The 13,134-nt window shown below is 72.8% G+C and carries 11 protein-coding genes and 1 tRNA gene; 3 read left to right on the forward strand and 9 right to left on the reverse strand.

The window, feature by feature from the left end; all coding sequences use genetic code 11:
* Positions 1-3: 3 nt before the first annotated feature.
* Positions 4-1,629 (reverse strand): GMC family oxidoreductase, encoded by a 1,626-nt coding sequence (locus tag OSR43_RS18240; RefSeq protein WP_302268185.1) that lies wholly within the window; start codon positions 1,627-1,629, stop codon positions 4-6.
* 142 nt (positions 1,630-1,771) lie between these two features.
* Here OSR43_RS18240 and pdxY point away from each other — a divergent pair, with 142 nt between their 5' ends.
* Positions 1,772-2,623, forward strand: coding sequence for a pyridoxal kinase PdxY (gene pdxY, locus OSR43_RS18245; protein WP_302268186.1), 852 nt, complete (start codon positions 1,772-1,774; stop codon positions 2,621-2,623).
* A 33-nt stretch (positions 2,624-2,656) separates the two neighbouring features.
* On the opposite strand, the gene OSR43_RS18250 is transcribed toward pdxY, so the two are convergent.
* From OSR43_RS18250 to OSR43_RS18260, 3 genes are all read right to left on the reverse strand, one after another.
* Positions 2,657-2,785 (reverse strand): hypothetical protein, encoded by a 129-nt coding sequence (locus tag OSR43_RS18250; protein WP_302268187.1) that lies wholly within the window; start codon positions 2,783-2,785, stop codon positions 2,657-2,659.
* Positions 2,786-2,963: 178 nt separating this feature from the next.
* Positions 2,964-3,036, reverse strand: a tRNA-Thr gene (locus OSR43_RS18255).
* Between the two features lie 67 nt (positions 3,037-3,103).
* On the reverse strand, positions 3,104-3,856 hold the full coding sequence (locus OSR43_RS18260; RefSeq protein ID WP_302268188.1) for an SDR family NAD(P)-dependent oxidoreductase: 753 nt from the start codon (positions 3,854-3,856) through the stop codon (positions 3,104-3,106).
* A gap of 89 nt (positions 3,857-3,945) precedes the next feature.
* On the opposite strand from OSR43_RS18260, the gene OSR43_RS18265 reads away from it, so the two are divergent.
* On the forward strand, positions 3,946-5,796 hold the full coding sequence (locus OSR43_RS18265) for a glycoside hydrolase family 13 protein (protein ID WP_302268189.1): 1,851 nt from the start codon (positions 3,946-3,948) through the stop codon (positions 5,794-5,796).
* Between the two features lie 10 nt (positions 5,797-5,806).
* Positions 5,807-7,024 carry a DUF4032 domain-containing protein gene (locus OSR43_RS18270; protein ID WP_302268190.1) on the forward strand — a complete coding sequence of 406 codons (1,218 nt, stop codon included), beginning with the start codon at positions 5,807-5,809 and terminating at the stop codon, positions 7,022-7,024.
* A 42-nt stretch (positions 7,025-7,066) separates the two neighbouring features.
* Here OSR43_RS18270 and OSR43_RS18275 read toward each other — a convergent pair whose 3' ends face one another.
* The 5 genes from OSR43_RS18275 to OSR43_RS18295 form a co-directional block, all read right to left on the reverse strand.
* Positions 7,067-7,660 carry a hypothetical protein gene (locus tag OSR43_RS18275; protein ID WP_302268191.1) on the reverse strand — a complete coding sequence of 198 codons (594 nt, stop codon included), beginning with the start codon at positions 7,658-7,660 and terminating at the stop codon, positions 7,067-7,069.
* A gap of 81 nt (positions 7,661-7,741) precedes the next feature.
* The gene (locus OSR43_RS18280; RefSeq protein ID WP_302268193.1) at positions 7,742-9,547 is read right to left on the reverse strand and encodes a choice-of-anchor P family protein; all 1,806 of its coding nucleotides are present in this window, start codon (positions 9,545-9,547) and stop codon (positions 7,742-7,744) included.
* Positions 9,544-10,251 (reverse strand): ABC transporter ATP-binding protein, encoded by a 708-nt coding sequence (locus OSR43_RS18285; protein ID WP_302268194.1) that lies wholly within the window; start codon positions 10,249-10,251, stop codon positions 9,544-9,546. The genes OSR43_RS18280 and OSR43_RS18285 overlap by 4 nt, the downstream gene beginning before the upstream one ends.
* A complete protein-coding gene (locus OSR43_RS18290) occupies positions 10,248-11,168 on the reverse strand; it encodes an ABC transporter ATP-binding protein (RefSeq protein ID WP_302268195.1) in 921 nt (306 codons plus the stop codon). Before OSR43_RS18290 ends, OSR43_RS18285 begins: the two co-directional genes overlap by 4 nt.
* Entirely contained in the window at positions 11,161-13,131 is a 1,971-nt protein-coding gene (locus OSR43_RS18295; RefSeq protein WP_302268196.1) for an ABC transporter permease, read from the reverse strand. The genes OSR43_RS18290 and OSR43_RS18295 overlap by 8 nt, the downstream gene beginning before the upstream one ends.
* Positions 13,132-13,134: the final 3 nt, after the last annotated feature.

A 13,134-nucleotide genomic window follows, 5' to 3' on the forward strand; every position in this document is an offset into this window, starting at 1 on the left:
GGCTCAGGCCCTTCCCAGGACGAGGTCCGCGCCGCGCTCGCCGATCATGATCGCCGGCGCGTTGGTGTTGCCGCCGGTGATCGACGGCATGATCGAGGCGTCGGCGACCCGCAGCCCCTCGACGCCGCGGACCTTGAGGTCCGGGGTCACGACGGCCAGCTCGTCCACGCCCATCCGGCAGGTGCCGACGCCGTGGTAGACCGACGTCGCCCGGTTGAGGATCGCCTGGCGCAGCTCGGAGCCCCGCACACCGCGGCCGGGGTGGATCTCGTCCTTGACGGCGCCGCCGAACGCCGCGCCGCCCATGATCTCCCGGACCAGCTCGGAGCCCTCGGTGAGCAGGTCGAGGTCGGCGGACTCGGCGAGGTACTGCGGGTCGATGAGCGGCGCCGCCGTCGGGTCGGCCGAGGCCAGTCGCAGCGTGCCGCGGCTGCGCGGGTAGATCAGGGTGGTGAGCACCGTGAGCGCGGGCAGCGGCGAGACCTCGTGGCGGATCGGCTCGTCCTGGTTGGGCGTCACGTAGGACCACGGCAGCAGGTGCAGCTGCAGGTCCGGCACGTCGGTGGCCTGGGAGGTCTTGAGGAAGGCCAGGACCTCGAAGACCGAGTTGGCGAGGAACGTCGAGCCGGGCCGCACGACCTCCTTGGCCACGCCTTTGGCGAAGAAGAAGGCGTTGCCGCGCATCTTCGAGGAGGTCGCGTGGAAGGTCATCGCGTGGAACATGTGGTCGTGCAGGTTGTCGCCGACCGGCAGGTCCGCGACCACGTCGATCCCGTGGTCCTTGAGGTGCTGGGCGTGGCCGATGCCCGACAGCATCAGGATCTGCGGGGAGCCCACGAACCCGGCGGCCAGGATGACCTCCTTGCCCGCCCGGACCGTGCGCTGGCTGCCGTCCTTGTCGCGGACCTGCACGCCGGTGGCGCGACCGCCCTCGACGACGACCTTGGTGACCAGGACCTGGGTCTGGACGTCGAGCGTCGGCGGCGCGAGGTGGTGGATGTAGCCGCGCGAGGCGCTGTAGCGCAGGCCGTCGGCGGCGTTCTGCTGCATCCGGCTGACGCCCTCCTGCGACTCCCCGTTGTAGTCCTCGAGGATGTCGCACCCCACCGCGTCGGCGGTCGCCTGGAGGAACTGCAGCGAGCCCTCCTGCGGGGTCTTGTTGCGCGTCACGCGGATCGGGCCGCCCGCACCGCGGAAGGCGTTCTCGCCGCCCTCGTAGTCCTCCATGCGCTTGTACGCCGCATTGACCGAGTCGGCGTCCCAGCCGGTGCAGCCCTCGGCCGCCCAGGAGTCGTAGTTGGCACGGTTGCCGCGCACGTAGACCATGCCGTTGACCGAGCTCGACCCGCCGAGCACCTTGCCCCGCGGCACCGGCATCTTGCGGTCGAGGATGTGCTTCTGCGGGACCGAGTAGTAGCCCCAGTCGTTGAGCCGCTTGATCTTCGGCTCCGCGTGCATCGGGCCGATCATCCCGGGCTTCTTGGTCAGGAACTGGTTGTCGCTCTTGCCGGCCTCGAGCACGATCACGCTCGCGCCGGACTCGGCGAGCCGCCCCGCGATGGCAGCGCCGGCACTGCCGGAACCCACCACGACGTAGTCGGCTTCGTTCTTCAGGGCTGTCTTGGCCATGTCGTCCCCTGGTGGTTCGTCGCTCGTGCGGCGTGCGGGCCGAGTTCGCATACTCTCGGAATGTGTCGCCGACCACAGTAGGGCACGACTGTAACTTGTTCTAGTTTGCTGGACCACGGATCGGACGGGGAGGATCAGCACCGTGAAGATCCTCTCGATCCAGTCCTCGGTCGCCTACGGCCACGTGGGCAACTCCGCCGCCGTCTTCCCCCTCCAGCGGCTGGGTCACGAGGTGTGGCCGGTGCTGACCGTCCACTTCTCCAACCACACCGGGTACGGCGCGTGGCGCGGACCGCTGCTCGCGCCCGCCGACGTGGCCGACGTGATCGCGGGCATCGAGGACCGCGGGGTGCTCGGCGAGGCCGACGCGGTGCTCTCGGGCTACCAGGGCGACCCGGCGGTCGGCGCGGTCGTCCTCGACACCGTCGCCAAGGTCAAGGCGGCCAACCCCGACGCGGTCTACTGCTGCGACCCGGTGATGGGCGACGTGGGTCGCGGGATGTTCGTGCGGCCCGGCATCCCGGAGTACATGCGCGACACGGTGGTGCCGCAGGCCGACATCGTGACGCCGAACCACTTCGAGCTCGACTTCCTCGCCGGCCGCACCACCACCACGCTCGACGAGGTGCTCGAGGCGGTCGACACCGTGCGCGAGCGTGGGCCGCGGGACGTGCTGGTGACCAGCGTCCTCCACGGCGACGTGCCCGAGGGGTCGCTGGACGTGGTCGCGGTCTCCGACGCGGGCGCCTGGGTGGTCACCACGCCGCTGCTGCCGATCGCACCCAACGGGTGCGGCGACGTCACCGCGGCGCTCTACCTCGCCCACCTGCGCACGACCGGCTCGCCGGCCGAGGCGCTGTCGCGGACCACCTCGTCGGTGTTCGCGGTGCTCGAGGCGACGATCGCCGCGGGCACCCGCGAGATCCAGCTGGTCGCCGCGCAGGACGCGATCGCGTCGCCGCCGGCGTCGTTCGAGGTCCGCCAGGTCCGCTGACCCGGCCTGAGTCTGGTGCGGGCGGTCCTGGCGTCAGCCGACCATCATCAGCGCGGCCAGGAAGGCCAGCGCCGGGATGAGCCACAGCATCGCCAGAGCGACCATCGTGTCGCGGCTCTCGGCGGCCGCGGCGGTGCTCGGTGCAGACGTGTTCGCTGCCATGAAGGAATCACTCCCCGGATCGATTGAGGAGCCGATACCCGGCGCTCCCACGACCCATGCCGGTCCGTCCCGATCGGGCATGGATCACACCCGTTGGAGTGAGAGCGCCACCCACCGCCTCGTGATGCCGAGCGCGCGCCCCGGCGCGCGCTCGGCATCACGAGGCGGCGTCACAGGGAGCCGGTGACAGGAGTCGAACCCGCGACATCCTCTTTACAAGAGAGGCGCTCTACCAACTGAGCTACACCGGCGCGGCCGCCCGACGCGCGGTCGTGGCAGCCGGGCACATGCTAGTTGCCGCCCGGCCGCGAGCCGGGATCAGCCCATGCCGCCGTCGAAGGCGAGGACGGCGCCGGTGATCATCCGAGCGGCGGGCGAGGCGAGGTAGACGATCGACTCCCCGATCTCGGCCGGGGAGATCGCGGGGCCGGGCAGCATCATCATCAGGCGGTCGGCGACGCGAGGGTCCATGTCCGAGGGCATGATCCCGGCGACGTGCGACACGATCGGGGTGTCGACCGTGCCCGGGCACACGGCGTTGACCCGGATGCCCTCCGGGGAGAGCTCGAGCGCCAGCGACCGGGTCAGCTGGGTCAGCCCGCCCTTCGCGGCGGCGTACGCCACGGCGTAGGGCTGCGGGATCCGGCCGGCGACCGAGCTGACGTTCACGATGTTCCCGCCGCAGGCGCGCAGGTGCGGCAGCGCGGACTGGATGGTCATGAAGGGACCCTTGAGGTCGATCGCGTGGACGCGGTCCCACTCCGCGTCGGTGATCTGGTCGAAGTGGCCGAACTGCACGACCCCCGCCACGTTGGCCAGCACGTCGATCCGCCCGTTGCTGGCGCACTGCGCGATCGCCGCCTCGACGGACTCGCGGGAGGCGACGTTGCACTCGACGTACGTCACGCCGTCGGGCGCGCCGGGCTGGACGTCGAGGCCGAAGACAGTCGCCCCCTGGTCGCGGAAGAGCTCGGCGGTGGCGCGGCCGATGCCGGAGGCGGCCCCGGTGACGACGACGACGCGGGGCCCGCCCGAGGTCGGAGCGGCGGAGGAGGCAGGAGCGGAGGTCATGCGCGGACCGTACTGGAACACGTTCTAGTTCGACCAGCACCTCGGGCGCGACTTGGTCCGGCCCGGCCCGGCGGGCGACCCTGGTGCGCGTGAGCCTGCTGCACGAACCGCACCACGACGGGTCCCCGCTGTACCTCGAGCACGAGGCGCCGACGCTGGGCTGGACGGTCAAGGTGCGGGTGCGCACCTGGGCCGGCGACCCGGTCGACCAGGTCTGGCTGCGCACGACGTACGACGCGGAGCCGGTCTACCACGCGTGCGGGCCGGTCGAGCGCGACGAGCACACCGTGTGGTGGGAGGGCGAGCTGCCGGTCCACAACCCGGTGGCGCACTACCGGTTCCTGGTGAGCACCGGCGCCGGCACGCCCGAGGAGGACCAGCGCTGGCTGACCGCGGCCGGGGTGCACCGCCACGACGTGCCGGACGCCTTCGACTTCCGGGTCTCGACCTACCCCTCCGCACCGGACTGGGGTCGCGACGGCGTGGTCTACCAGATCTTCCCCGACCGCTTCGCCCGCTCCGCGGCGGCCGACGAGCGGCCGGTGCCCGCCTGGGCCGTCCCAGCGGAGTGGGACGAGGAGGTGGTCTTCGAGGGCTCCGACCCGCGCACGCCGACCCAGTTCTTCGGCGGGGACCTGGACGGGGTCGTCGAGCACCTCGACCACCTCGAGCAGGTCGGCGTCTCGGTGCTCTACACGACCCCGGTCTTCCCGGGTGAGAGCAACCACCGCTACAACGCCTCCACCTTCGACGGCGTGGACCCGCTCCTCGGCGGCGACGAGGCGTACGCGCGCCTGTCCACCGCCGTGCACGAGCGCGGCTGGCGGCTGCTCGGTGACCTGACGACCAACCACACCGGCGACACCCACGAGTGGTTCCGGGACGCCTCGCGCGACCCGGCGTCGCCGACCCGCGGCTGGTACTACTTCAACCACGACGGCTCCTACGAGTGCTGGATGGGCCACGGCACGCTGCCCAAGCTCAACCTCGCCGACCCCGACCTGCGTGCGGCGATGGTGGAGGGCCCCGACTCCGTGGTCGCGCGCTGGCTGCGCCCGCCGTTCGACGTCGACGGCTGGCGCATCGACGTCGCGAACATGACCGGGCGGCTCGGCGCGGTCGACGTCAACCACGACGTGGCCCGCGCCGTGCGCCGCACCGCGGAGGCCGAGCGGCCGGACCCGCTGGTGATCGGCGAGCACAACCACGACGCCTCCGGCGACGTGGACGGCGACGGCTGGCACGGCACGATGAACTACTCGGGCTTCTCCTGGCCGGTCTGGTCCTGGGTGCGGGACCCCGCCTCGCCGGCCCGGGCGTTCGGGCGCCCGCTGCCGGTGCCGCGGCGCCCCGGCCCGCTGGTGCTGCGGTCCTTCCGGGAGTGGCTGGCCCGCTTCGGCTGGCGCGCGGCGAGCCAGTCGTGGAACATCCTCGGCTCCCACGACAGCGCTCGGATCCGCACCGTCGCCGGCTCCGCCGCCGTCCACCGCGTGGCGGCCGGCCTGCAGTTCACCCTCCCCGGCGTGCCGATGCTCTTCGCCGGCGACGAGATCGGGCTGGAGGGCGTGCTCGGCGAGGACTCGCGCCGCCCGATGCCGTGGCACCGCCGCGAGGACTGGGACCACGCCACGCTCGCGACGTACGCCGCTCTGTCGGCCGCCCGCCGCGACCACGACGCCCTGCGCCGCGGCGGCCTGCGGTGGGCCCACGTCGACGACGACGCGTTCGTCTTCCTGCGCGAGCACCCGACCGGGTCGGTCCTGGTCTGCGCCCGCCGCGCCGCCGGCCCCGCGGTCGGGCTCGACGCGGGGCTGATGGGCTTCGGCGACGGCACGCCGGTGCTCGCGACCGAGGGCGAGGCGGCACCGCTCACCGCCGTCGACGGCACCGTCACCGTGCCGGCCGCCGACGCGCCGGGGCTCTGGGTCTGGCGGGTCTAGGCTCGTCGTCGTGGCCCTCCACGTCGTCGCCCACCGCCCCGACCCGGCGCTCCTCGAGCTGCCGTGGTCGCTGCCGCTGGAGGAGTGGGACGAGCGCTACGTCGTCCCCCTCCCCCGCGGTCTCTCGCGCCACGTCGTGCGGATCGTGCGGCAGGGGTCGTGCACGTACGCCGTCAAGGAGACGGTCGCGGAGATCGCCTTCCGCGAGTACCGCCTGCTGCGCGACCTCCAGCGGCTGGGCCTGCCCGCGGTGGTGCCCCAGGGCGTGGTCACCGGCCGGGTCGGCGCCGACGGCGAGGAGCTGCCGGCCGCGCTGCTGACCGAGCACCTGCGCTTCTCGCTCCCCTACCGCAGCCTCTTCGCCCACGGGGCCAACGCCGACAACGTGCCGTCGCTCGTCGACGCGCTGGTGGTGCTGCTCGTGCGGCTGCACCTGGCCGACTTCTACTGGGGCGACGTGTCGCTCTCCAACGTGCTGTTCCGGCGCAACGCCGGCGGCTTCGCGGCGTACCTCGTCGACGCCGAGACCGGCGAGCTGCGGTCCACGCTCTCGGACCGGATGCGGGAGTACGACCTGACCATCGCCACCGAGAACGTCTTCGCCGAGCTGCTCGACCTGCAGGCCAGCGGCTCGCTCGAGGCGTCCGCGGAGGCCGCCGACATCGCGCACTCCATCCGCGAGCGGTACGACGCACTGTGGACCGAGCTGACCGACGTAGAGGAGTTCTCGGGCGCTGAGATGTGGCGCATCGAGCAGCGCATCGAGCGGCTCAACGACCTCGGCTTCGACGTCGACGAGCTCGACATCATCACCGACTTCGACGGCGACCAGGTGCGGATCCAGCCCAAGGTGGTCGAGCTGGGCCACCACTGCCGCGAGCTCCAGGCGCTGACCGGCCTGAACGTCGAGGACGCCCAGGCCAGGCGGCTGCTCAACGACATCGCCTCGTTCACCGCCCACCACGACCTGGGCCGCGAGGACCGGAGCCTGGTGGCCAACCGGTGGCTGACCCGGGTCTGGGAGCCGCTGGTCGCGATGATCCCGCCGGCCCACCGCGGCAAGCTTGAGCCGGCCGAGTTCTTCCACGAGGTGCTGGTGCACCGGTGGTACCTCTCCGAGCGGGCCGGCCACGAGGTCGACCTGTTCGAGACCGCGCGCGACTACATCGACCACGTCCTGGTCGAGAAGCCGGAGGAGGCCGTCCTGCCGCTCCCCGGCGACCTCTGAGCCCGGGCCGGGCCCGCCCGGGGCCTCCCCCGGGCGAGGCCGTCAGGGCTTGCAGACCCGGCAGGTGGTGAGCTGGGCGACGCGGCCCTGCGCCTCGGCCTCGCCGATCGGGTGAAGGTCGGTGCGGTGGGCGACAAGCGCGCAGTCACGCCGGTGGATGGTGGTCCCCTCGCCGGCCGTCACGGGCAGCGCGGAGGTGTCGACGCCGTGGTCGTTGACGGCGGCCGAGCGCGAGGTCACGTCGGCCAGCACGAGCAGGGTGTCGGCGAGCCGCTTGGAGGACTCGCGACCGTCGTCGGCGATCCGCGCCAGCCACGCCCCGAAGTAGAGGAACCCGCCGACGAACGTCAGGCCCAGGCCGAGCAGGCCACCGGAGACGAGGTAGGACAGCTGGTCGTACTGGTAGGGCGTGTTCGCCGCGCCGTACCACCCGAGCACGATGACCACCAGGCCGAGCGGCAGCAGGATCGCGCCGGCCCAGAAGAGCACCACCTGGAGCAGCTGGTAGTTGTTGTTCTTCATCGGGGCGGCGCCCGTGGCGGTGCCGCCCCGGCCGGCGCGGGGAAGCGCCCCGGTGCCGGCGCCCATGCGGGCGCCCGAGGCGGGGATCGAGCCGGTGTTCTGCACGGTGGTCATCTGCGTGCCTCTCAGGTCAGGCGGGGCGGGCGGGGTCGAACGGGGTCGGTCGGGTCGGGTGGTGCGGGGATGGCAGCCCGGTCAGGCCTTGCGGAGGTCGGGCAGGCCGCTGTCGAGCCCGTGCGGACAGGCGCCGCCTGCTCCGAGGGCGAGGGCGCCGATCTTGCGCAGGTAGCTGCCGGCGGCGGCCGCCAGCGCGATGCCACCGAAGAGCAGGGCGCCGGGGACCGAGTTCAGCGGGGGCAGGCCGGAGCCCACGGGCGCGGCGTCGACGAGGTCGCCGTCGGCCGGCGCGGAGTCGCCGCCGGACGCCGTGCCGACGTCGCTCGGGGTCGAGGGGGCCGTCGAGCCGGTGCCGGTGCTGCCCCCGGCCGTGCCCCCGGCGCCGCCGGAGCCGCCGCCGCTGCTGTCCTCGGCACTGTCCTCGGCTCCGTCGTCGGTGGCAGGCGGCTCCGCGTCGGGGACGTCGAGCTTCGGGGCCCGGGCCGTAGCGCTCTCGGCCACGCCGAGGTGCAGCACGATCCGCGGCGAGAGCTGGGTGAGGGCACCGAGGAGGCTCTTGAGGATCGCCGCCTCCTCGGGGAACGGGATCGGGGCGAGCAGGTCGCCGAGCGGGATCTGGGAGAGCACCGGCTTGAGGATCCCCAGGTCGACCTGGATGCGCAGCGCCTCGACCGACGCGCTCGCCTCCTTGCCCTTCGTCGTGAGCTCCGGCTCGGGCAGGGAGAAGGAGATGCCGAGCTGCTCAAGGGCCTTGGCCGGGTTGTCCGAGAGGCCCGGGATGGTCCCGGCCTGACCGACCGCCTCGTAGCCCTCGGGGCCGACGGAGAACTCCTGCCCGGCGATCGAGATCGTCCCGTACCGCGCCTTGCCGGACGCCTTCTCCTCCGCGCCGTCGGTGCTGGTCTCCGCCTTCGCGGTGAAGCCGGACAGCGTGACGATGCCGCCCAGCAGCCGCACCTCGCCGAGCGCCGAGCGGGTGGTGGTGGTGACCGAGCCCCGCTCGACCTTCGACCGGCTGGCCGAGACCATCCCGCCGATGTCGACGAGCGCGCTGAGCGGTGAGGGGATCTGGCAGGTGGCCGGCTCCTCCGGGGCCTCGGCGGCCTCCGCGGACTCGGCCGGCTCGTCGCCCTCGGCCCGCGGGGCGGCCGACCGACCGGTGATCGCGGCGCCGAAGTCGCTCAGCAGGCCGGAGTCGCCGGAGGACCTGGCCGCTCCGCCCGCACCGCTCGACCCTCCGGTCAGTCCCCCGGTCAGGCCTCCAGTGAGCCCACCCAGCAGGCCGCCGAGGCCGCCGAGGCCGCCGGTCGGCAGGCCGGGCAGGCCGGGCAGGCCCGGGAGCGGGCCCTCGCCGGCGCCGCTGCCGCCGTCCTCGGCCTCGAAGACGTCGCAGTCGCTGGCGAAGCCGGAGGCGGCGCTGACGTCGCCCTGCTTCGCGGTCGTGCGCGAGACCGCACCGGGGAACGGCTCCTGGACCGCGCTCGCAGGGCCGGCCGGGTGGTCGGAGTTCACCTGGACGGGGTAGCCCTGGGCCGCGAGCGGCCCGGAGATCTCCGGGGGCAGGCCGAGGTTCTCGATGACGGTCTTCGCGCCCTCGCCGATCGAGTCGCCGGGCCACAGGTAGCTGGCTCGGCCCTTGCCGCCGCTGGAGTCGGCCAGCACGCGGCTGTAGCCGAGGTTCAGCTCGAGCTGGGGGGTCGCCGGGACCGGGATGACCGGCTCGAAGATCTCGAGCTTCAGCGGCGTCGCCGAGCCCTCGGCGCTGTAGCCGTAGTCGAGGGCCTCCCCCTCCGCCGGCGCGCCGGCGCTGGCCGTGGGGGTGCCGAGCGGGAGCACGGCGGCGGTGAGACCGGCGGCGAGCAGGGGCATGACGGTCCGCTTCACGCGGCACCTCCGAGGATGACGTCGGACATGGTGTCGAGGACCTCGGCGGGTTCGCCGGAGGCCACAATGCGGCCGCCGGACATGACGGCGGCGTAGTCGGAGACCCGCAGGGCGGTGCGGGCGAACTGCTCGATGCACAGGATGGAGACGCCGGAGGCGGCGATCTGCGCGACGGTGTCGTAGAGCTCGTCGACGATCAGCGGCGCGAGCCCCATCGACAGCTCGTCGAGCAGCAGCAGCGCCGGGTCGCTCGCGAGCGCCCGCGACATGGCCAGCATCTGCTGCTCCCCGCCGGACATCGTCCCGGCGAGCTGGTGGCGCCGCTCGGCCAGCCGCGGGAAGTAGGAGTACGCCGTGTCGAGCACCGCGCCGGCCGGCACGCCGGCGTACGACATCAGGCGGAGGTTCTCCTCGACGGTGAGGTTCGGGAAGACCGAGCGCCCCTCGGGCACCGTGCACAGGCCCAGCCGGGCCAGCTCCTCCGAGCCGGCGCCCCTGACGTTGACGCCGCCGAGGTGGACGTCGCCCGACGTCGGCTTCTTCTGCCCGGAGATGACCTTGACCAGCGTCGACTTCCCCGCGCCGTTCGGCCCGAGCAGTGCCATCACCGCCCCCTTGGGAACGGCGAGGTCGACGCCGCGCAGCACCTCGATCCGGCCGTAGGCCGCGTGGAGGCCGACGACCTCGAGGATGGGGATGCTCATCGGACACCTTCAGTGGTCGGGGCAGTGGTCGGGGCAGTGGTCGGCGCGGTGACGGCGGGCAGGACGGTGGTGGCGTCGGTGGCCGCGCCGACCGGGACGAGGTCGGTGCGGGTCTGCTCGACGGCCGGGACGGCCTGCGCGTCACCCGGTCCGTCGTCGGCGGCGTCGTCGGAGTAGCCCAGGTAGGCCCGCTGGACCGCGGGGTCGCGACGGACCTCGGCGGGCGTGCCGGAGGCGATCACCGAGCCGAAGTCGAGCACGTGGATGGTGTCGCAGACACCCATCACCAGGTCCATGTCGTGCTCGACCATGAGGATCCCGCGACCCTCCGCGGCCAGGTCGCGCAGCAGGTCGCCGAAGTCGTCGGTCTCGGACTCGTCCAGCCCCGAGGACGGCTCGTCGAGCAGCAGCAGCTTCGGGTCGCCGGCCAGGCACCGGGCCAGCTCGAGCAGCCGGGCGGTGCCGGTGGGGATGGAGTCGGCCCGCTCGTCGGCGTACGCCGAGATGCCGACCCGCTCGAGCAGGGCGTCGATGTCCTTGGCGCCCGGTCGGACCAGGCCGGCCAGGCCGCGGTGGATGTCGTAGGCCACCCGCACGTTGTCGCGCACCGACAGCGACCCGAACGCCTCGAGCCGCTGGAAGGTGCGACCCATCCCCCGCTTGGACCGTCGGTGCACCGGCGCCCCGGTGACGTTGCGGCCCTGGAAGCGCACCTTCCCGCGGGTCGGCCTCTGCAGCCCGGAGATGACGTTGAAGCACGTGGTCTTGCCGGCGCCGTTGGGACCGATCAGCCCGGTCACCTGCCCGGCGTCGGTCACGAACGCCGCCTCGTTGACGGCGGTGACGCCGCCGAACTGGACGACCACGTGGTCGACCTCGAGGAGCGGGGCGTCGTGGTGGTTGCGCGGCTCAGGCATGGGCGGGCACCTTCCCGGTGGAGTCGGGCGTCTCGGGCAGGAGGTCGACGAGCTCGACGTCCTCCGCCTCGGCGTCGCGCCGCCCGGGCAGGGCGGGCAGCCGGTCGCGGAGCTGGGGACCGAGCTGGCCCTGCAGCCGGCGACCGAGGCGGAAGAGCAGGTTGGCCAGGCCGTTGGGGTCGCGGCCGAGGGCCACGGCCCCGAAGCCGAGGATCGCGAAGATCAGCCCGGCGATGCCGGGGTTGTTGGACTGCATGACCGGCAGCAGCATCAGGCCGATCCCGCCGAGCGTCGCGCCGGTCACCGAGGTGACGCCGAAGACGACGGCCAGCAGCAGCAGCGGGAGGCTGTTGAAGAACTGGAAGTCGGCCGCGCCGATGGTGCCCCGCAACCCCGCGAAGAGCGCACCGGCCAGCCCGGCCATTCCGGCGGAGAGGCCGAACAGGCCGACGCGGAACCACCGCATGTCCAGGCCGAGCGTCCCGCACGCGGCCGGGCTGTCGCGCATCGCGATCAGCACCCGCCCCAGCGGCCCACGGCGCAGGAGCAGCAGGGCGATCCCCATCAGGACGAGGAAGAGCGTCATCACCACGACGTAGCCGCCGGTGGACTCGATCGCCGTGCCCAGGATGGAGAGCCGGCCCGCCTCGAGGGTGCCGTTGAAGCCGAAGGCGAACTCCGCCTGGAAGATCATCTTGTCCATCAGCACGCCGAAGGCCAGCGTGGAGAGCGCGAGGTAGAGCCCGGTCAGCCGGAGCACGGGCAGGGCCACCAGCGCGCCCACGCCCGCGGCGATCGCGGCAGCCAGGAACAGCCCCGCGAGGTTGGGCTGCTCGAGCTTGGCGTAGGCGAGGGCACCGACGCCGGCGAAGGTGAGCTGCGCCAGCGAGACGTGCCCGCCGTACCCCGTGAGCAGGACCAGGCTGAGCATGACCATGGCGTACGTCGCGGCCGTGCCGACCAGCAGCAGGTTGGCCGTCGACATCCCGCCGCCCACGAGCAGCGCCACCAGCACGACCAGGCCCCCGCCCCAGCCGAACGAGGCGGTGAGCGAGGGCAGCGGCGCGGACACGATGCCCTTGACCTGGCCGATGCGCAGCTGCGCCTGCGGCATCGCGACGATCACGACGAAGAGGAACAGCGCCGGCACGACTGCCCGCGTCCCGGCGAGGAAGCCGTCGCTGGGCAGGTAGGCGACCGCGAACGACTGCAGGATGCCCAGGCCCATCGCGCCGACGAAGGTCAGCGGCAGCGACTTCAGCCGACCGAGCATCGCCGCGGCGTAGGCGTTGATCACCAGCAGCGTCAGGTCGTAGTAGGACAGGCCGATCACGCTCGAGAGCAGGATGCCGCCGAGCGCGGCGAGGCTGGTGCCGATCGCCCAGGACAGGGCCGCGACGGTGTCGGGCTTGCCGCCGAAGAGCCTGAGCAGCTCGGGGTTGTCGACCGACGCGCGCATCGCGGTGCCGATGCGGGTCCGGTTGAGCAGCACGTAGAGGGCCAGCGCGACGCCGATCGAGATGACGATCGTGATGATCTGGTGCGCGGTCACGTAGGTCTCGCCTAGCTGGACGCCCGAGGAGGCCATGAACGGCGGGACCGTCCGGGGCTCGGGCGGCCAGACCTGCTGGGCCAGTCCGATCAGGCCGACGAAGAGGCCCACCGTGACGACGAGCGCGACCGACACGGGCCCCTCGCCGAGGCCGCGGGTGACGAAGCGCTGGATGCCCCAGCCGATCGCCGGCGCGATCACGCCGAGCACGAGGAACAGCGACAGGAACAGGTTGAGCCCCTGCCGCTGGGAGAAGTCCCAGAAGACGAACGCCAGCACCATGCCGAACGCGCCGTGCGCGAGGTTGAAGACGCGGGTCGTGGTGTAGGTCAGCACCAGCCCGGACGCCGCGATCGCGTACGCCGCACCGGTGAACAGGCCGAGGATCGTGAAGGAGATCAGTGAGCTCATGGT

It is taken from the genome of Nocardioides sp. Arc9.136 (assembly GCF_030506255.1).
GTDB lineage: Bacteria > Actinomycetota > Actinomycetes > Propionibacteriales > Nocardioidaceae > Nocardioides.

Bases quoted from the DNA above. Each gene is read 5' to 3' on its own strand.
- OSR43_RS18240 (WP_302268185.1), bottom strand. From the start codon at position 1,629: ATGGCCAAGACAGCCCTGAAGAACGAAGCCGACTACGTCGTGGTGGGT.
- OSR43_RS18250 (WP_302268187.1), bottom strand. From the start codon at position 2,785: ATGGCAGCGAACACGTCTGCACCGAGCACCGCCGCGGCCGCCGAGAGC.
- OSR43_RS18260 (WP_302268188.1), bottom strand. From the start codon at position 3,856: ATGACCTCCGCTCCTGCCTCCTCCGCCGCTCCGACCTCGGGCGGGCCC.
- OSR43_RS18275 (WP_302268191.1), bottom strand. From the start codon at position 7,660: ATGACCACCGTGCAGAACACCGGCTCGATCCCCGCCTCGGGCGCCCGC.
- OSR43_RS18285 (WP_302268194.1), bottom strand. From the start codon at position 10,251: ATGAGCATCCCCATCCTCGAGGTCGTCGGCCTCCACGCGGCCTACGGC.
- OSR43_RS18290 (WP_302268195.1), bottom strand. From the start codon at position 11,168: ATGCCTGAGCCGCGCAACCACCACGACGCCCCGCTCCTCGAGGTCGAC.
- OSR43_RS18295 (WP_302268196.1), bottom strand. From the start codon at position 13,131: ATGAGCTCACTGATCTCCTTCACGATCCTCGGCCTGTTCACCGGTGCG.